The organism is Cellulophaga sp. 3_MG-2023 (genome assembly GCF_030546975.1).
Lineage (GTDB): Bacteria > Bacteroidota > Bacteroidia > Flavobacteriales > Flavobacteriaceae > Cellulophaga.
Genome location: NZ_JAUOPS010000002.1, coordinates 227,557 through 247,431, shown reverse-complemented (window position 1 = coordinate 247,431; position 19,875 = coordinate 227,557). Strand labels below are relative to the sequence as shown.

General features: G+C 32.4%; 19 protein-coding genes. 12 read left to right on the top strand and 7 right to left on the bottom strand.

Annotation, left to right across the window (positions count from 1 at the left end; all coding sequences use genetic code 11):
* Positions 1-300 (top strand): hypothetical protein, encoded by a 300-nt coding sequence (locus Q4487_RS06035; protein ID WP_303540896.1) that lies wholly within the window; start codon positions 1-3, stop codon positions 298-300.
* Between the two features lie 2 nt (positions 301-302).
* Positions 303-1,079 carry an RMD1 family protein gene (locus tag Q4487_RS06030; RefSeq protein ID WP_303540898.1) on the top strand — a complete coding sequence of 259 codons (777 nt, stop codon included), beginning with the start codon at positions 303-305 and terminating at the stop codon, positions 1,077-1,079.
* Between the two features lie 36 nt (positions 1,080-1,115).
* Here the strand turns inward: Q4487_RS06030 and murF are convergent, their stop codons facing one another.
* Positions 1,116-2,393: a UDP-N-acetylmuramoyl-tripeptide--D-alanyl-D-alanine ligase gene (gene murF, locus Q4487_RS06025; protein WP_303540900.1), complete on the bottom strand. Its 1,278-nt coding sequence runs from the start codon at positions 2,391-2,393 to the stop codon at positions 1,116-1,118.
* Positions 2,394-2,460: 67 nt separating this feature from the next.
* Positions 2,461-4,128: a gliding motility lipoprotein GldJ gene (gene gldJ, locus Q4487_RS06020; RefSeq protein WP_100893665.1), complete on the bottom strand. Its 1,668-nt coding sequence runs from the start codon at positions 4,126-4,128 to the stop codon at positions 2,461-2,463.
* 405 nt (positions 4,129-4,533) lie between these two features.
* On the opposite strand from gldJ, the gene porV reads away from it, so the two are divergent.
* The 9 genes from porV to Q4487_RS05975 all read left to right on the top strand — a co-directional run bounded on the left by porV (position 4,534) and on the right by Q4487_RS05975 (position 14,063).
* Positions 4,534-5,685: a type IX secretion system outer membrane channel protein PorV gene (gene porV, locus Q4487_RS06015; RefSeq protein WP_100893664.1), complete on the top strand. Its 1,152-nt coding sequence runs from the start codon at positions 4,534-4,536 to the stop codon at positions 5,683-5,685.
* Positions 5,686-6,168: a cytidine deaminase gene (locus Q4487_RS06010; RefSeq protein WP_303540907.1), complete on the top strand. Its 483-nt coding sequence runs from the start codon at positions 5,686-5,688 to the stop codon at positions 6,166-6,168. It begins immediately after the preceding gene.
* A gap of 168 nt (positions 6,169-6,336) precedes the next feature.
* Positions 6,337-7,335 carry a pyruvate dehydrogenase (acetyl-transferring) E1 component subunit alpha gene (pdhA, locus tag Q4487_RS06005; RefSeq protein WP_100893662.1) on the top strand — a complete coding sequence of 333 codons (999 nt, stop codon included), beginning with the start codon at positions 6,337-6,339 and terminating at the stop codon, positions 7,333-7,335.
* A 3-nt stretch (positions 7,336-7,338) separates the two neighbouring features.
* Entirely contained in the window at positions 7,339-8,964 is a 1,626-nt protein-coding gene (locus Q4487_RS06000) for a pyruvate dehydrogenase complex dihydrolipoamide acetyltransferase (RefSeq protein WP_303540910.1), read from the top strand.
* Between the two features lie 85 nt (positions 8,965-9,049).
* Positions 9,050-10,009 carry a M28 family peptidase gene (locus Q4487_RS05995; protein WP_303540912.1) on the top strand — a complete coding sequence of 320 codons (960 nt, stop codon included), beginning with the start codon at positions 9,050-9,052 and terminating at the stop codon, positions 10,007-10,009.
* Positions 10,009-10,689 (top strand): SDR family oxidoreductase, encoded by a 681-nt coding sequence (locus tag Q4487_RS05990; RefSeq protein ID WP_100893659.1) that lies wholly within the window; start codon positions 10,009-10,011, stop codon positions 10,687-10,689. Before Q4487_RS05995 ends, Q4487_RS05990 begins: the two co-directional genes overlap by 1 nt.
* 182 nt (positions 10,690-10,871) lie before the next feature.
* Entirely contained in the window at positions 10,872-11,471 is a 600-nt protein-coding gene (locus Q4487_RS05985; RefSeq protein WP_100893658.1) for a SprT-like domain-containing protein, read from the top strand.
* Positions 11,472-11,475: 4 nt separating this feature from the next.
* Entirely contained in the window at positions 11,476-12,546 is a 1,071-nt protein-coding gene (locus tag Q4487_RS05980) for a mannose-1-phosphate guanylyltransferase (RefSeq protein ID WP_303540916.1), read from the top strand.
* Positions 12,547-12,557: 11 nt separating this feature from the next.
* A complete protein-coding gene (locus Q4487_RS05975) occupies positions 12,558-14,063 on the top strand; it encodes a DUF389 domain-containing protein (RefSeq protein ID WP_303540918.1) in 1,506 nt (501 codons plus the stop codon).
* Here the strand turns inward: Q4487_RS05975 and Q4487_RS05970 are convergent.
* Both Q4487_RS05970 and Q4487_RS05965 read right to left on the bottom strand, forming a co-directional pair.
* On the bottom strand, positions 14,060-14,827 hold the full coding sequence (locus Q4487_RS05970) for an ABC transporter ATP-binding protein (RefSeq protein ID WP_303540920.1): 768 nt from the start codon (positions 14,825-14,827) through the stop codon (positions 14,060-14,062). The genes Q4487_RS05975 and Q4487_RS05970 overlap by 4 nt on opposite strands.
* The gene (locus tag Q4487_RS05965; protein ID WP_100893654.1) at positions 14,827-15,564 is read right to left on the bottom strand and encodes an ABC transporter permease; all 738 of its coding nucleotides are present in this window, start codon (positions 15,562-15,564) and stop codon (positions 14,827-14,829) included. The genes Q4487_RS05970 and Q4487_RS05965 overlap by 1 nt, the downstream gene beginning before the upstream one ends.
* A 113-nt stretch (positions 15,565-15,677) precedes the next feature.
* Here Q4487_RS05965 and pafA point away from each other — a divergent pair, with 113 nt between their 5' ends.
* Positions 15,678-17,372 carry an alkaline phosphatase PafA gene (pafA, locus tag Q4487_RS05960; protein ID WP_303540921.1) on the top strand — a complete coding sequence of 565 codons (1,695 nt, stop codon included), beginning with the start codon at positions 15,678-15,680 and terminating at the stop codon, positions 17,370-17,372.
* On the opposite strand, the gene Q4487_RS05955 is transcribed toward pafA, so the two are convergent.
* The 3 genes from Q4487_RS05955 to Q4487_RS05945 are packed head-to-tail and all read right to left on the bottom strand — an operon-like array spanning position 17,369 to position 19,826.
* Positions 17,369-18,220 carry a glycosyltransferase family 2 protein gene (locus tag Q4487_RS05955; RefSeq protein ID WP_303540922.1) on the bottom strand — a complete coding sequence of 284 codons (852 nt, stop codon included), beginning with the start codon at positions 18,218-18,220 and terminating at the stop codon, positions 17,369-17,371. The two genes, pafA and Q4487_RS05955, sit on opposite strands and share 4 nt — an antisense overlap.
* A 20-nt stretch (positions 18,221-18,240) precedes the next feature.
* Complete coding sequence (locus Q4487_RS05950; RefSeq protein ID WP_303540923.1) at positions 18,241-18,765, bottom strand: methyltransferase; 525 nt, start codon at positions 18,763-18,765, stop codon at positions 18,241-18,243.
* Positions 18,766-18,767: 2 nt separating this feature from the next.
* On the bottom strand, positions 18,768-19,826 hold the full coding sequence (locus Q4487_RS05945) for a 3-oxoacyl-ACP synthase III family protein (protein WP_303540924.1): 1,059 nt from the start codon (positions 19,824-19,826) through the stop codon (positions 18,768-18,770).
* Positions 19,827-19,875: the final 49 nt, after the last annotated feature.

Genomic DNA, 19,875 nt, shown 5'->3' with positions numbered 1-19,875 from the left:
ATGGATAATTTAAAAAGAGTTATTGTAGATTTTAAAAAACTTACTCCAGAAGTTTTAAAACTTTTGGTAGAGAAGTATCCAGATGGTTATGATGATCTTAATGTTATAAGTTTTTATAACGCAAAAGGAGAGCGCATAGAAGCTGTAGAAGTACTAACAGAAGATACAAAGTATTTGGTTAAAATTAGTGAAAAGTTAGAGGTAACTATGGCTAATTATGATGAGGATGATTATGAAAATTTTGATGATGACGATCCTAACGCTATACCAGATATTCCTTTAGATGATGATCAAAATTAGTTATGTATAGCGTAGATGCATACCAAATTGCAGCCTCTATAAGTATTAGAGAATGCAAGCGTAACTTAACTTGGGATCTCATTTTTTCAGACGGAGACGAGTTATTTTATAAAATGGGAGACACAAAATTTGTTTACATTTTTCAATATGGTATGGTTGGTTTTTTTAATCATACTTTAGAAGAAAAAAGAACAATTTTAGATAGTATTAAACCCTTTTGTAAAGGTTTAAAAGAGGAGCGATTTTCTGAAGAAGTAAATGTTGTTATAGAGCCAACAATACAAGAAGTGTCATTTAACAAGATAATAATACCTTCTTTTGATTATGAGGCTATACGTTTAATAGTATTAAATGCATCGCAGTCTGTGGCTTTAGATAATTATTTTGATATAACAGAGCAATTATTAGGAGAAACAAACGAGCATACTAAATATCTAGAACAAAAAGGAAAACTAAATATATCTGGTAATAAGTTAAAACGATTTATAGGTAGGGTTTTAAATATTAAGAATGAAATTTCTGAAAACCTTTATATTTTTGATTCTCCAGATATAACTTGGGATAATGAAGCTTTAAGTCTTTTAAATTTAGAGTTAAAAAAAACGTTTGACTTAAAAGATAGGTACAGATATATTTATGAGCGTTTAGGTGTTATTAAAGAAAATCTAGAGCTATTTAAAGATATTATGGACCACAAAGAAAGTAGTAGGCTAGAGTGGATTATTATAATATTAATTGTAATAGAAGTTTTAGATATGTTTATTTTAAAACTGACTTAAAAATTAAAAAGCCTCTCCTTTACAGAGAGGCTTTTTTTATAATATATCTAAAATGCGTTCTAGTGCCATGCCTCTAGAACCTTTTATTAAAAGATTGCTGTTTGGTTGTAATGGATGTTCTTTTAAGTATTCTTTTAAGTCGTTAAAAGTGGCAAGTTGTATTGCTTCAGTTTTTGCTTTTGCAAAATTTTCTCCTACTAAAAAAGTAGTGGTGAAATTCATTTTACAAGCCTTATCTGCTATTTCTTGGTGTTCTGCAGCTGCGGTGTTTCCCAGCTCAAACATATCACCTAAAAAAACAATTTTATGTGCAGCTTTTATACCGTTAAAATTGTCTAATGCTGCCGCCATACTTGTTGGGTTAGCATTGTAAGCATCTAGTATTATCTTAAATCCTTTTTGTTCTAATATTTGAGATCTGTTATTAGCAGGTATGTAGCCTTCTATTGCTTCTTTTATTTGTGGCAAGCTTATATTAAAATACTTACCCATTGTTATAGCAGCACAACAGTTTGTAAAATTATACGCTCCAACTAGGTTAGAGGTTATGGTAATATCTTCCACTTGTATAGTAACAAAAGGGTCTGCGCTAAGTAATTCTATTTTAAAATAATTGCTATTGCTACTGCTAAACCCTATTTTTTTTACATAAGTCCCAAGTTTACTTTCTTGTATAGGATCATCTGCATTTAAAAAAACATGTTTTTGGTTTGTAGTTAAATACTTGTATAGTTCACTTTTACCTTGTATAACACCTTCTGTGCTGCCAAAGCCTTCTAGGTGCGCTTTGCCAAAATTGGTGATATATCCAAAATCTGGTTCTGCTAAGTTGCTTAAAAATTCTATTTCTTTTAGGTGATTAGCACCCATTTCTACAATAGCAATTTCTGTATCTTCTTTAATAGTAAGCAATGTTAAAGGAACTCCAATATGGTTGTTTAAGTTGCCTAAAGTTGCAACGGTTTTATATTTTTTTTGAATAACAGCTTTAATAAGTTCCTTGGTTGTGGTTTTTCCGTTACTCCCCGTTAAGCCTATTACTTTTGCATTACATTGTTTACGATGATACTTACCTAGTTGTTGTAATGCTTGTAATACGTCATCAACCAAAATAAAATTACTGTTAATTGCGTATTCTTTTTCATCTACAACAGCATAAGCAGCGCCTTTTTGTAGTGCTTCTGCAGCGTATTTATTACCGTTAAAATTATCGCCTTTAAGGGCAAAAAAGATACAGTCTTTAGTTATTTTTCTAGTATCTGTACAAACGGTAGAATGTGTTAAAAATAGTTGATGGATTTGTGCTATTGTCATAAGGCGAATATAAAAAAAAAGACTGCTCAAAGGAGCAGTCTTTTTTAAAAAAATATATTGTTGTAAATTATTTTACTTTTTTACCTCTTGCAGTTTTGTTCTTAGTTTTAGACTTAGAACCAACTCTAGACATTGCACATCTAAATCCAATATCATCTGTAGCCATATACTGTGGTAAGTATCTACGTTGTGCAGGGTCTAACCAAAATGCACGGTCTCTCCAAGATCCACCTTTGTATACTCTAACCTCATCATTAATTAAAGATGTTCTGTAGTTAGACTTATCATAGTTTCTAACAAAATTACCAGCACTATCTCTTTCTATTTTGTTAGTAGGTGAGTTGTACATAGATTTTTTATTTTCTTCGTCACCATCAGCTTCATTAAACCTGTCATAAAATCTTGTAGATCCTGGCTCACCATCTCTATAACCTCTGTTATCACTAGAAGAGAAGTTTGTTCTTAAATAAGTTTCTTCTTCATCTACAGCAACCATTTTAATCTCACCTGGTAAATTAACAGCTACTATTTTTCCGTTTGGTAATGTGTCATAAACAACAGAATCTCTAAGTACGTTTACTTTACCGTCCTCGCCAATTGCTGTTTTCATATATATGTTACCTCTATAGTAGTTAAAATCACTAATTTCATCATCTACTATTGGTCTGTATACATCGGCAACCCATTCAGAAACGTTACCAGCCATATCATAAAGACCTAAATCATTTGGTTTGTAAGACATAACTGCGTTGGTAATATCTGCACCATCGTCAGACCAACCAGCAATTCCGCCGTAATCACCTTTACCTTGTTTAAAGTTAGCTAATTGATCACCTCTACCAACACGTTGTCCGTTACGAGTGTAATCTCCTTCCCAAGGATATTTTTTTCTACCTCTATAGTTATTGTATTCTCTAGAACCTTGGTTAGCTTGTGCAGCATATTCCCATTCTGTTTCAGTAGGTAGTCTATACTCTGGTAAAATTACACCACTACTTCTTTTTGCAAAAGATGATACAGAATCGTTCTTTTTAGCTTTTCCTTGTAAAGAATCTATTTGTCCACCATAAACAGACTCTGGTCTGTTTAAGTAAGCTTCAGTACTAAAAGTACCCGCAGACTCTCCGTTTAAGGCTTTATATTTAGCTTCCTTATTAAGGTAGCCTTCTTTTTCTAGCATTAATTCGTTAACACGGTCTGTACGCCATTCTGCAAATTGCGTAGCTTGCACCCAGTTAACACCAACTACAGGATACTCTGCATAACCAGGGTGTCTTAAATAGTTGTTTGTCATAGTTTCATTAAAACCAAGTCTGTTTCTCCATACCAATGTATCTGGCAAAGCACCTTTATATATGTTAGCATATTTTGGGTCTTCTGGTGGATATACAGATTTTAAGTAATCTAAAAATTGTAGGTACATTTTATTAGTTACTTCTGTTTCATCCATATAAAAGGATTGTACGTGTTGTTGTGTTGGAGTGTTATTCCAATCATGCATAACATCATCTTGTACCTTACCTTTAGTAAATGTACCACCTTCTATAAATACAAGACCCGGTGCGGTAACTTGTTCTTTAAAATCAGAGTTGTGCTGAAAACCACCTTCTTTGGCGTTAATCTTCCAACCTGTGGCACGAGATACATCTTTAGATGAAGATGATTTTTTACAACTAGTTATGCTACCTGCAACAACAGCACACGAGAGTACAACTTTAATGAATTGTTTTTTCATAATTAAGACTTGAGTTCTATACTTTACTGCAAATTGCAGTTATACTATACTTATTTGTTTTTAAACTTTGCTTACTATCGGCTTATTAAACGCAAATTTTCTTAGAATATTTTATAGTTCCTAAAAAAAACTTAAACAAGCATTAAAACAAGGTTCAACAAATCTATAACGGCGTAAATATTAGAATAGTATTATTTTTTTAATTCTTTTTTGTAGAATTACTTATGTGCTTAATAATAAGGAAATAAAGAGTTTTAAATTTTATAGTATATTACCGTCAAATAAGTAATGTTAAAAAATAAAGTTCTTAATTTATAAGATATTCTTAAAAAGAGCGTTTATTAAAATATTGTGCCATTTTATTATGGTTAAATTACTATGAAAAGAACCTATATTATAAAAACGATGAAAAAAATACTAGCCTTAACACTTTTGGTGTCCGTATATTTTGGCAATGCTCAAGAGCAAAACAGATCAATTACAACAGCCGTACCTTTTTTAAATATTGCCGCAGATGCACGTGCAGCAGGTATGGGAGATATGGGTGTAGCAACTTCAGCAGATGCCTATTCCTTACAATGGAACGCCTCTAAGTTTGCTTTTGCAGATCAAAAAATGGGTTTTGGTATTAGCTATACACCTTATTTAGAAAACATAGTTACAGATGTAGCTTTGTTAAACGCAAGTTTTTATAATAAAATAGATGATAGGAGTGCGTTTGCTTTTGGTTTGCGTTACTTTGGTTTAGGAGAGGTGGAACTTAGACAAACTATAGATGAGCCTGCAAGAATAGCAAAACCTAATGAGTTTGTTTTAGAAGGTGCCTATGCATTAAAATTATCTAACACTTTTTCTATGGGTGTTGGTGGTAGGTTTATAACATCTAATTTAAAATTTCCTTCAGATGATTCTAGTGAAGATACTAGTGCAGCTACAGCTTTTGCAGTAGATATATCTGGTTTTTATAGATCTCCAGAAATTGCCTACGAAAAGTTTGATGGTAGATGGAGAGCAGGTTTTAATATATCTAACCTTGGAAGTAAAATATCTTATGATAATAACGGACAACAAAACTTTTTACCAGGGAACCTAAAATTTGGTGGTGGTTTTGATTTTATTTTAGATCAAGATAATACGTTATCTTTAAATACAGAATTTAATAAGTTATTAGTGCCAACGCCTCAAGATTTTAATGAGGACGGACAAATAGATAGTGAGGACAACGAACGTTACCAACAAATTAGTTTTTTAGAGGGAGCCTTTGATTCTTTTACAGATGCACCAGACGGTTTTAGTGAAGAAATTAAAGAGGTAACTTGGGCATTAGGAGCAGAGTATACTTACCAAGATGCATTTATGCTTAGAACGGGTTACTTTAATGAAAACGAGTTAAAAGGAGCACGTAAATTCTTCTCACTTGGAGCCGGATTTAAGTTTAAAGCAACTCAGGTAGATTTGTCTTATTTATTCTCTACTTCAAAAATAAAAAATCCATTAGAAAATACTTTGCGTTTTTCTCTTACCTTTAACCTAGGTGAAGAATTATTAAACGACTAAATGAAGAAACATACCTTATCTTTTGATATGTCTGTTTACGACTCTGTAAATGAGTTGCCTGTAACAGACAAAGATCTTATGCTTAAAGCTGTAGAAGCACGTAAAAATGCTTACGCACCATACTCTAATTTTTTTGTAGGTGCGGCAGTTTTACTAGAAAACGGAAAAATTGTACTTGGTAACAATCAAGAAAATGCTGCTTACCCATCTGGACTTTGTGCAGAGAGAGTGGCTATTTACCATGCGGCAGCAATTTACCCAAACACAAAAATACTTTCTGTAGCAATATCTGCCACTTCTGTAAATTATAAGGTTTTAGAGCCAGCTGCTCCTTGCGGTAATTGCAGACAATCTATGATAGAATATGAGCAAAAACAAAAAGAAGCTATCTCATTATTGCTAATGGGAGAAGAAGGTGCTGTTATAAAATGTAATTCTATATCAGATATTTTACCTTTAGCTTTTAGTAATTCTTTCTTATAAGCGATATTCTTTGATGAATTATTTTTTTATTCCTAATTTTTTGATAAAAATTTAATTAAAAAAAACAATAGGCATCTTGTCTGTGCTTTTTCTTTAATTTTTTTTTGATAGTGGATTTAATGTGTATTTTTGCTACTCTGTAAAACAGACTTTTTAAAATAGTTTTCAATGAAAAAAATAACCAAAGAAGTTTACCTTAATTGGTACAAGGATATGTTATTCTGGAGAAAGTTCGAGGATAAACTTGCTGCAGTATATATTCAACAAAAAGTTAGAGGTTTTCTACACTTGTATAATGGACAAGAAGCTGTATTGGCTGGTTCATTACATGCAATGGATCTTACTAAAGATAAAATGATTACGGCTTACCGTAACCACGTACAACCAATAGGTATGGGTGTAGACCCTAAAAGAGTAATGGCAGAACTTTATGGTAAAGTAACTGGTACTTCTCAAGGAATGGGAGGCTCTATGCATATCTTTTCTAAAGAACACCGTTTTTATGGTGGTCATGGTATTGTTGGTGGTCAAATTCCTTTGGGTGCTGGTCTTGCATTTGGAGACAAATATGCAGGTAACGATGCGGTTACTTTATGTTACATGGGAGATGGTGCTGTAAGGCAAGGATCTTTACATGAAACATTTAACTTAGCAATGCTTTGGCAACTGCCAGTAGTTTTTATTTGTGAAAACAACGGTTATGCAATGGGTACATCTGTTGCTAGAACATCTCATTCTACAGAAATTTGGAAGCTAGGATTAGGATATGAAATGCCTTGTAAGGCTGTAGAAGGGATGAACCCTGTTACTGTAGCTGAAGAAGTTAGTAAGGCTGTAGAAAGAGCAAGATCTGGAGGCGGACCAACTTTCTTAGAAATAAAAACATACCGTTATAGAGGTCATTCTATGTCTGATGCACAACACTACAGAACTAAAGATGAAGTAGCGGAGTACAAGAAGATAGATCCTATTACGCAGGTTTTAGATGTTATAAAAGAAAAGAAATACGCTACAGAAGATGAAATTTCTGCAATGGACAAAGAAGTTAAGCGTATGGTAAAAGAGTGTGAAGAATTTGCTGAAAATTCTGACTACCCACCAGTAAGCCAATTATATGATATGGTTTACGAACAAGAAGATTTTCCATTTGTACAACATAAATTATAAAAGATGGCAGTTATAGTAAATATGCCAAGACTTAGCGATACCATGGAAGAAGGTACTGTTGCTGCTTGGCTTAAAAATGTTGGTGATAAAGTTGAAGAAGGAGACATTCTTGCTGAAATTGAAACAGACAAAGCTACAATGGAGTTTGAGTCTTTTAATGAGGGTGTTCTTTTACATATAGGTATACAAGAAGGAGATACTGCTCCTGTAGATTCTCTTTTAGCTATTATTGGAGATGAAGGTGAAGATATTTCTGGTTTATTATCTGGAGGTACTTCGGCTCCTGCTGCTGAAAAGCAAGAGGAAAAACCAGAAGAGACTGCTGCACCTGCAAAAGAAACTTCTTCAGCCGCTATTCCAGAAGGAGTAGAGGTTGTTAAAATGCCTCGTCTTAGTGATACTATGGAAGAAGGTACTGTTGCTGCTTGGTTAAAACAAGTTGGTGACAAAGTTGAAGAAGGAGATATTCTTGCTGAAATTGAAACAGATAAAGCTACAATGGAGTTTGAGTCTTTTTACTCTGGTACTCTATTATATGTAGGTATAAAAGAAGGAGAATCTTCTCCTGTTGATGAAGTTTTAGCAATTATAGGCCCAGAAGGTACAGATGTAGATGCTGTACTTAACTCTGGTAATAGCGCTCCTGCTGCCGCAACTTCAGAGGCTCCAAAGCAAGAAGAAGCTAAAAAAGAAGAAAAAGCTGCTGCTGTAGATAATACTTCTACCGATGGTAAGCGTATTTTTGCTTCTCCTTTAGCTAAGAAAATTGCTGCAGATAAAGGAATTAATTTGTCTGATGTTACTGGTTCTGGTGATAACGGAAGAATTATAAAGAAAGATGTAGAGAACTTTACTCCTTCTGCTATTTCTAATGCGGCACCAGCAACTGCTAAAGCTTCTGCTCCAGAAGCAAAAGCACAACCAGCTATATATGCACCTGTTGGTGAAGAAGGTTTTGAAGATGTTAAAAATTCTTCAATGCGTAAAGTAATTGCAAAAGTTCTTGGTCAGTCTAAATTTACAGCTCCACATTTTTACCTTACTATAGAGGTAGATATGGATAATGCAAAAGCATCTAGAGCACAAATTAATAGTTTGCCAGATACTAAAGTATCATTTAATGATATGGTATTAAAAGCTTGTGCAATGGCGTTAAGAAAGCATCCGCAAGTAAATACAACTTGGAAAGATGATGTAACACGTTACAACAAGCATATTCATATGGGTGTTGCTGTTGCTGTAGATGAAGGTTTAGTTGTTCCTGTACTTAAGTTTGCAGACCAAATGAGTTTAACAACTATTGGTGCTTCTGTAAAAGACTTGGCAGGTAAAGCAAGATCTAAAAAAATTGCTCCTTCAGAAATGGAAGGTAGTACATTTACAGTATCTAACTTAGGTATGTTTGGAATTCAGGAGTTTACGTCAATAATTAATCAGCCTAACTCAGCAATATTATCTGTTGGTGCAATTGTAGAAAAACCAGTTGTTAAAAATGGAGAAATTGTAGTTGGAAATACAATGAAGTTAACGTTAGCTTGTGATCATAGAACCGTAGATGGTGCTGTAGGAGCACAGTTTCTACAAACATTAAGAAGTTATATTGAAAATCCTGTTACTATGCTTGCATAATTAAAACAGTATTAAATTATATTAAAAAGCATCTCATTAATTTATGAGATGCTTTTTTTATCTTTAGTGCTTAAATAAATTAAATATGAAAAAGACGTTTTATTTTTTAGGTTTATTAGCTATTGTTTCTTGTTCTAGTAGGGCGCAAGAAGTTACGGTAGATAATAAAATAGCAACAACTGCAGCCGAAGTAGAGAAAATAGTAGCCTTTTTAGCTTCAGATGACCTGCAAGGTCGTATGTCTGGTACAGAAGGTATTGCAGAAGCTGCTTCTTTTATAGAAAACAATTTTAAGTCTAACGGAGTAAAACCTTATTTTTCATCATATAAAGATACATTAACAAACTTTGATGCAAGTAAAGGTGTTGCATATAATATTGTTGGTTATATAGAAGGTACAGATCCCAAACTTAAAAATGAAGTTATAATTCTTGGTGCACATTATGATCATATTGGTAGTGCCAAAGCAGACGGTGATGATGTTATTGCAAATGGAGCTAATGATAATGCATCTGGTACTTCTGCAGTTATGGAGTTTGCACGCTATTTTGGAAAAACAAAAGCGAATAAGCGTAGCATAATTTTTGCATTGTTTTCTGCAGAAGAAATGGGACTTTTAGGGTCTAAGCACTTAGCTAAGAAGCTAAAGAAAGAAAATCTTAATTTATATGCTATGCTTAATTTTGAGATGATAGGCATACCTATGCAAAACAAAGATTATTTAACTTACTTAACAGGCTTTAATGAGTCTAATTTAGCAAAAATTAGTAATAATTATGCAGGTGAAAATATAGCAGGGTTTTTACCAAAAGCTGGTGAGTTTAGATTGTTTATGAGGTCAGATAATTATCCTTTTCACCAAGAGTTTAATGTGCCTTCACAAACATATTCTACTTTTGATTTTACAAATTTTGAGCATTATCACAAGGTTGGTGATGAGCCAAGTGTAATGGATTTTAATCATATGGCTAGTCTTATAAATAAATTTGTTCCCGTAATAAAGGGCATTGTAAATTCAGATACAAAAGAAATAAAATACAATTAATGGCAAATATTATAATTACTGGTTGTAGTAGAGGAATAGGGTTTCAAATGGCACAGTTGTTTGCAAGTAATGGACATAAAGTTTTAGCATTGTCTAGAAATAATGAGCCAATAGCATCGCTCAAAAATCCAAATATTTTTTCATTTTCGTTTGATATTTCAAAAGAAGAAGATTTAAATAAAGTAGAAGAGTTTATAAACACTAACTGGAAACAAGTAGATGTATTAATTAATAATGCAGGAAAATTAGCCAATAAACCTTTTTTAGAAACTACAACAGCAGATTTTGAAGCTGTATATAAAGTAAATGTTTTTGGTGTAGCAAGTATTACAAAATTAGTAATACCTAAAATGCCTAAAAACGGACACGTAGTAACTATTAGTTCTATGGGAGGTGTGCAAGGCAGTGTTAAATTTGCGGGCCTATCTGCATACAGTTCTAGTAAAGGAGCTGTGGTAACGTTAACAGAGCTGTGGGCAGAGGAGTTTAAAGAAACCGGACCTTCTTTTAATGTACTTGCATTAGGTGCTGTACAAACTGAAATGTTGGAAGAGGCTTTCCCTGGTTACAAAGCACCAATTACCGCTTTAGAAATGGCTGAGTATATAGAGAATTTTGCCCTTACTGGACATAAAATGTATAATGGTAAATTGCTACAAGTTAGTAACAGTACACCTTAGTTCAACTAAAGAAATATACAAGTTAATAAAACTGTCTGTTTGTAAAATAGGCAGTTTTGTTTTGCTATATTATATCCAAAAAGTACAACATCAATAAATAAAGAAAATAAAAAGTTGTATTTTACTACAAAATATACTTAAAACCCTAGTGTTAACAGGTAGAATCTGTTATTTTTGTGTATATGGAGAAAACCCTTCTGAAATACTTACCAGAAAGAGCTGTAGCGCCTTGTGCTTCTTTAATTAAAGCCAATGCAGTACATCTTAAAATTGTTGGTGATAGGGTTACACGTCACGGTGATTATAGAAGGTTGTCTAATGGAATGCATCAAATAACAGTAAATGCATCATTAAATAAATATAGATTTTTAATCACTTTAGTACATGAAATAGCACATTTAGTAGCTTTTGAAAAATACGGGAGACGAATAAAGCCTCACGGTTTAGAATGGAAAAAAACATTTCAGGCGTTAATGTTGCCTTTTATTAGACCAGAAATTTTTCCAACAAAAGTGCTTCCTGTTATTGCAAATCATTTTAAAAATCCAAAGGCAAGTAGTGATACTGATGCTAAGTTATCGTTAGCATTAAAGCAGTTTGATCCTATTTCAAATAAAACATATATTTTTGAGTTACCAATTGGTAGTGTCTTTAGAATTTATAATGGTAAATTATTTAAAAAAGGAGCAAAAAAAATAAAAAGATACGAGTGTATAGAACTCTCTAGTGGTAGAACGTTTGTTTTTCAGCCCAATGCAGAAGTAGAACTTATAAAAGACTAATCATATGAACAGTAATTATTACGCAGTTATAATGGCAGGTGGTATTGGCTCAAGGTTTTGGCCGGTAAGTACAGCTGAATATCCAAAGCAATTTCATGATATGTTAGGTTCTGGTGATACACTAATTCAGAAAACCTTTAAAAGGCTTAATAAGTTTATTCCAAAAGAGAATATATTAGTGTTAACCAATGAGAGTTATAACAGCTTAGTTTTAGAGCAATTACCTATGCTTACACAGGATCAGGTAGTTTTAGAGCCGGCTATGCGTAATACAGCGCCTTGCATTTTATATGCAGCATTAAAAATCAAGAAAAAAGATCCTAATGCTGTTATGATTGTTGCTCCTAGTGACCATTGGATTGAAGATGAGCAAGCTTTTGAAGACGACGTTAAACAGTGTTTTACGAAGTGCGAAAATGAAGCTGTATTATGTACTTTAGGTATAAAACCAACATTTCCTAATACAGGGTTTGGGTATATAGAGTTTGATAAGAATCCGGCTATTGAAATTAAAAAAGTAAATCAGTTTAGAGAAAAACCAGATTACAATACAGCAAAGGACTTTATTAGTCAAGGTAATTTCTTGTGGAACGCAGGTATATTTATGTGGAGCGTTAAAACAATAGTTGATGCATTTAAAGCGTTTCAGCCAGAGCAATATAATTTATTTTTTGCAGGTATGGATAGCTATAATACTAATGATGAACAAAAGTTTATTGCAGATAATTATGCATTAGCAGAAAATATATCTATTGATTACGCCATTTTAGAACACTCTAAAGATATTCATGTGTTACCAGCTACTTTTGATTGGAATGATCTTGGTACTTGGGGATCTTTATATGACAAGCTAGATAAGAATGAAAATACGAATGCAGTAGTTGGAGCAAAATTGCTAGACCGAAATGCAACAGGCAACATTGTGCGTACCAAAGAGAACAAAGTTGTAGTTTTAGATAGTTTAGATAATTACATTGTAGTGGATAAAGAAGATGTTTTGTTAATTTGTCCAAAAGAAAAAGAGCAAGACATAAAAGTTATCTTAAACGAGGTAAAAGATAAGTTTGGTGAATAATACCATTGTGTATGAGTAATAATACAGAGCAAAATAATAACGTAACTGGTAGTGAATCATCAGATAACGTAAAAAAAGATTTTCAGGGTTTACTTGGGTCTACTAAAAAGTTTTTAAAGGAACTTTTAGATATTCGTAATAATACAGACCAAGAAGCTACTAGAGAGTCTATAGTGGCAGATATACCTTTTAAGGGGCATACTTCTTGGATTTTAATTTGTTCTATTTTTATAGCTTCTATTGGTTTAAATGCCAATTCTACAGCAGTTGTAATTGGTGCCATGTTAATTTCTCCATTAATGGGGCCTATTTTAGGAATGGGTTTATCATTAGCTATTAATGATATTGATACGTTGCGTCGTTCACTTAAAAATTTTGGGGTAATGGTGGTGTTAAGTATACTTACTGCCTTTTTATTCTTTAAGTTTTTTCCTTTACGAGATGAGTCTTCCGAACTTTTAGCACGTACAGCACCAGATATTAGAGATGTTCTTATTGCATTTTTTGGTGGTTTAGCCTTGGTTATTGCACGTGCAAAAAAGGGAACAATAGCCAGTGTTATATTTGGTGTGGCAATTGCAACAGCATTAATGCCTCCTTTGTGTACTGTAGGTTTTGGTTTAGCAATTGGTAATTGGGATTATGCAACGGGAGCAATGTACTTATTTACTATTAATACTATTTTTATTGCTTTAGCTACATTTTTAGTTATAAAAATATTACGTTTTCCAATGGTGCGTTACGCTAACTCTGAGCGTCGTAGATTAATTAGTAGGCTTGCATCTATAGTTGCAATATTGGTTATGGTGCCTGCAAGTTGGACATTCTTTAAGGCTTGGGAGGAATCTCAGTTTAAAAGTCAGGCTCAGCAATTTATAACAGAAAATATAGCAAAGTATAAATTTGCAGGTAACGGTTTGTATTTAAATAATTTAACTAATATTGAATACCACGGAGGTGATAGTTCTTTGTTTGATAAAATATTTAGAAAGAATAAAAATGAACAAAAATCTGTAATAGAAGTAATGTTTATGGGCGAAGAATTAGTGCCAGATAATATTATTGCTAGTTGGAATGAAATAAAAAATGAAGATTTTAAAGAGCTTGCAAATACTGATTTAAAAATTATTCAGGGTTCTAAAAATAAAGAAGTAGATCAAATAAAATATGTAGAAGAGCTATACCAAGCTAAAAAAGCTGAGTTAATGGGTAAAGAGGAAAAAATTGCCTTATTAGAAAAAGAGTTAACTCAATTACAAAAAATTGTATCTAAACAAATTCCTTTTAATGACGTTAGTGCAGAAGCTAAAGCTAATTATGAGAATTTGGCCTCTATAGGTTATTCTTATACTATACGTACAGACTTTAAAAAAGTTGATACTATCCCTGTTTTTGAAATTAATTGGAAACCCAAAACAAAATCAAAAGACAAGCAAGCTGATGCTAAAAAAATAGCGGATTGGTTAAAATTAAGATTAAAAGATAAAAATATTCAAGTTAGAGAATTAGCAAACTAATTTCTTTCTTCAATATACATTTGTCTTACTTTTTTAAATAGCTCAGAAGAATAAACAAAATCTGTGACAGCTTTGTTATCGGTTTTAAAAATTTCTTTATTTGTGCCTTCCCATTCTTTATGTCCGTTTTTAAGAAATAAGATTTTTTCTCCTATTTCCATAACAGAGTTCATATCATGAGTGTTAATCACAGTTGTGATATCATATTCTTGAGTAATTTCTTGAATAAGGTTATCTATTAGTATAGCGGTTTTAGGATCTAAACCAGAGTTAGGCTCATCACAAAATAAGTATTTAGGGTTCATTACAATTGCTCTTGCAATGGCTACCCTTTTTTGCATACCTCCAGATATTTCTGATGGGTATTTATGGTGTGCATCAATTAAGTTTACTCGCTTTAAAACAGTGTTAACACGGTCTTGCATTTCAGATTTAGGCTGTTTTGTAAACATTTCTAATGGAAACATTACGTTACCTTCAACAGTAAGAGAATCAAACAAAGCACTGCCCTGAAAAACCATTCCCATTTCTTGTCTTAAGTTTCTTTTTTGGTCGGCAGACAAATCGTTATAAATATCTCCGTTATAGCAAATGTGTCCTTTATCCGGAGTAAATAAACCAAGTAAACATTTTAAAAATACAGTTTTACCAGATCCACTTTGCCCAATAATTAGGTTTGTTTTTCCTTTTTCAAAACTAGTGGTTACACCCTTTAAAATGTGTGCGTCACCAAAAGATTTATGTAAGTTGTCTACTTCTATCATTATCCTAATAGTAATTGAGTTAATATGTAGTTTAAAATAATAATAGCAACACTCGTCCAAACAAAGGCAGTGGTACTTGCTTTACCTACTTCTAAAGCTCCACCTTTCATATAATAACCGTGAAAAGATGGTATTGTGGCAATAACAAAAGCAAATATTATAGATTTTATAAATGCGTAGGTGACATGGTAAGGTATAAAGTCTAGTTGTATTCCTTCAATAAAACTTGCACTTGTGGTAAAACCACCAAAAACACCAGCGATCCAGCCTCCAAAAATACCAACATACATTGCAATGGCTATTGCAAACGGATATAATAGTAAAGCTATAATTTTAGGAAATACTAAGTAGTTTAAAGAGTTTACCCCCATAACTTCTAGAGCATCAATTTGCTCTGTTACACGCATAGTTCCTATACTAGATGTAATGTAAGACCCAACCTTACCTGCCATTATTATAGAGGTAAACGTAGGGGCAAATTCTAAAATAACAGATTGCCTAGCAGCAAAACCAATTAGACTTTCTGGTATTAAAGGGTTGGTAAGGTTTAAAGCAGTTTGTATGGTTACTACACCACCAATAAAAAACGAAATAAATATAATGATACCCAAGGAACCAAAAACCAATTCGTCTATTTCTTTTAAAATAAGAGTTTTCATAATAGACCACTTTGTGGGTTTTTTAAAAACCTCCTTAATCATTATAAAATAACTGCCAATAGATGCTATGTAATTCATATAAAATAGACTTCTGTCTGTAAAAATAATAATATTAACTCTCATTTGACATTCAAATAAAAAAATTAAAAGTTTATTTATTTACTTTTACGGTATCAATAAAATTATTTGCAATGAAGAGAAGTCTATTTGTAGCATTATTAGCTGTTTGTTTTATGACAAATGTAGAGGAGGTTAATGCGCAAAAAAAATCTAAAAGAAAGAGTAAAAATGATGTAGAGCAGCAAAGAGCTACCCCTATAAAAACAACTCCAAAGTTAGTTGTTGGTATAATTGTAGACCAAATGAGGTACGATTATCTTACTCGTTTTTATAATCAATATGGAGAAGGCGGATTTAAACGTATGATTAATGAAGGGTTTAATGCTAAAAATCATCACTATAATTATTCACCTACAAGTACTGGTCCTGGACATACCTCTGTTTATACTGGTACAACACCAGCTATGCACGGTATAATAGGTAATAACTGGTATGATAAAGATTTAGGGGTAAATGTATATTGTGCAGGTGATAGCAACTATAACAGTGTAGGAACAAGTGGTTCTGAAGGAAAAATGAGTCCACATAGAATGTTAACTACAACCGTTACAGATCAATTACGTTTACACACTCAAAAAAAAGGTAAAGTAATTGCTGTAGCTATAAAAGATAGAGGTGCTGTACTGCCTGGTGGTCACGCAGCTAATGCCGCATATTGGTTTATGGGTAAGGATGAGGCTAATTTTATAACGAGCACGTATTATATGAACAGTTTACCAAGTTGGGTTACTGCTTTTAATGATTCTGATGCTGCTGAAAAATATAAAAAATCTTGGACTACTTTAAAAGATATTAGTACTTACATAGAGAGTGGTTCTGATGAAAACAATTACGAAGGAAAGTTTAAAGGAGAAACAAGCACATCATTTCCTCATAATTTACCAGCTATTTGGGAGCAAAATAGAGGTTTTGACATTATAAAAGCAACTCCATACGGAAATAGCTTAACAGCAGATTTTGCAATTGCAGCTTTAAAAGGAGAAAATTTAGGTAAAGATGAAATTACAGATTTTTTAGCTGTTAGTTTTTCATCTACAGATTATGTAGGTCATCAATTTGGAGTAAATTCTAAAGAGATTGAAGATACTTACATTAGATTAGATAGGGACTTAGAAAGGTTATTTAAGGAATTAGATAAAGAAGTTGGTAATGGCGAGTATACAGTATTTTTAAGTGCAGACCACGCAGCAATACAGGTTCCTACATATTTAAAAGATAGTAAAATACCTGGTGGTTATGTAAATTATAAAGATATGTCTACTAGGTTAAATGAATGGGCTAAATTTAAATTTGGTTCAGGAGATTTAATTAAAAATGTATCTAATAATCAAATATTTTTAGATCATAAAGTAATTGCTAATTTAGATTTAGAACTGCAAAAAGTACAAGAAGCATTTGCACAGGAATTGCTTACGTTTGCAGATGTAGATAAAACATATACAGCATACCAAATGTGGCAAAATAACTATACTAAAGGGATACCTTATGTTGTGCAAAATGGATACAACCAAAAGCGTTCTGGTGATGTAATAGTGGTATTAAAACCGGGTTATATAAGTTACTCTAGAACAGGGTCTACACACGGATCACCTAGGGTTTACGATACTCACGCTCCTCTATTGTTTTTTGGAAAAGGAATTAAAAAAGGAAGTACAGTTAATTTAACAGAGATACCAGATATTGCACCAACAATTTCTTCGTTATTAGGAATGGCTGCACCAAACGGAACTACTGGACAACCTATTGAAGCTGTTTTAGAAAACTAAAACAATTTACTTTTAATATTCTTCCAACGAAGTTCACGAATAAAATTGCCTTCTTTTGGTGTAACCAAAAAGGGCAATTTTTCTTTTTTAGCGTTTTTATAACCAGTTAAGTTATCAAAAAATACGGCTATTTTATTTTGCTTTAAGGCCATTTTTAAAGATGCAATACAACTTATTGTAAAGCCATATCGCATACGGTACATTGCTTGCCCTTGTAGTAGTTTAGCTTGTTTGTTATATGCGTTTCCTGTAGGTCTAAGGTGTTTTACTTTTAAACTATTGTCTGTAAAAATTGTAAAATTGTGGTATTGTGCTAATAGTTCATCTACTGTGTCCCAACCCATAGCACTACGTAAACCTTCTATTTTAGAAAAGCAAGACTTACGGTAGGCTTTAAATGCTCCACGAACGTGGTCTTTATTCATTGGGTGGTTTAATTTCCAATTGCCAAATTTGTCTTGTTCATAAGCAAAACCGCCAGCTATACCAATTTTTTCATCAGATTTAAAAATAGAAATAATTTTTTCGAAATAATTTTCTGGTAAAATGATGTCGGCATCTAATTTTACTATAAAATCATAGTCATTATCTACAACAGCTAAACCTTTATTAAACGCATTTACAACTTTGCTACCAGGCATATGTTTGGTAGAAGATGTTGTATTTACTATTTTAAAGATGGCTTGTTTTTCTGCGTATGAATCTAAAATAGTAGCAGTGGCATCTGTAGAATTATCATTGACAATAATTACCTGTTTTGGTTTTTTTGTTTGATGAAGTATAGAGTTTAAAGTCTTTTTTATAAAAGCTTCTTCATTGTGAGCGGGAATTATAATGTAATACTTCATACTAAAAAGATAAAAAGATATTATTTTTTTCTTTCTGCATAAACAATATAATATCTAGGAGTAAAGCTACGTAGAATTGGTCTTATGCCAATTTTTTTAACAGGGTTTGTCCACTTAGCAGTATCTTTTATTTCCCAACCAGCTTTTTCTAATAGCCAATCAAATTGCCAATCTTCAAATTCGTGGTAATGTCTATCCCACTTGTCAGTTTTGCTTCTGTAGGCAGGAGAAAACCATAAGTTAAGCGGAATGCTTGTAACTAATTTATCGCTCTTTATTTCTTTTAAAATATTTAAAGGAGCTAATAAATGTTCAAAAATTTCAAAGGCAGTAACTACTTCTGTATTATTGTTTAATACCGATGAAAAATCTGAATCTAAATCTTCTCCATTAGTATTTATTACATTAAAACCTTGTGTAGTCATTAGCTTGGATAAAGGGTTGCTTACACCTAAATCTAAAATGCTCTCATTAGTGTTAATGTGCTTGTTAAGAAACTCTAGCGTGTGTTTAAAACGTTTGCTAGGATATGTTTTTTCGTACATTTTTAATATCTGTAAACTATGGCATTGATGTTCATACCAGCGCCAACACTCGCAAATATAACAACATCTCCTTTTTTTACAGCGTGATTTTCTAATTTTCCTCTTTTTACTAAATCAAATAGAGTAGGTACAGTGGCTACAGAGCTATTACCAAGTTTATAAATGTTCATAGGCATAATGTCTTTTGGCATTGTCTTATTATACAATTTGTAAAACCTTTGTATAATAGCCTCATCCATTTTTTCATTAGCTTGATGTATAAAAATTTTCTTTACATCATCAATGTCTACATCACTTTTGTCTAAGCAATCTTTCATTGCTTGTGGTACGTGTGTAACTGCAAACTCGTATATTTTACGACCATGCATTTTAATATACTTTGTATTATTGTTTTCTTCTTTGTTATAAGATTCTCCAAAGAATAGGTAATTAGCTTCATTATGGGCGTAAGTTGCCACGTTGTGAGCTAAAATATCACCTGCATTTTCTGTATTTTCTATTATTGTTGCTCCAGCGCCATCAGAATATATCATAGAGTCTCTATCATAAGGATCTATAACCCTAGATAAAGTTTCTGCTCCTATAACTAAACATCTATTAGCCATACCAGATTTTATAAAAGCATATGCCTGTATCATTCCTTGTATCCAACCAGGACAACCAAATAAAATGTCAAAAGCAACACATTTAGGGTTTTTAATTTGTAGCAAGTGTTTAACTTTTGTTGCTAAACTTGGTAGCGTGTCAGACTGTGTTTGTCCGTGGCTAACATCTCCAAAATTATGAGCAACAATAATATAATCTATGCTTTCTTTATCTATTTTGGCATCTTCAATAGCTCTTTCTGCAGCCAAATAAGCAATGTCTGATGTGTTGAATTCTTTTTTTGCGTATCTCCTTTCTGCAATTCCAGTTATTTTTTTAAACTTTTCAATAATAACCTCATTTGAATTTGGAATGGGAGACCCATCTGTATTTAAAAAAGTATGATTAATAAAGTCAGTATTTAAGGTAGTTATGGATGGTATGTAACTACCTGTTCCTGTAATTCCGATATGCATAATTAGTTTTTAATTTAACAGGATGAAGTTACAAAAAACACTTTAAATA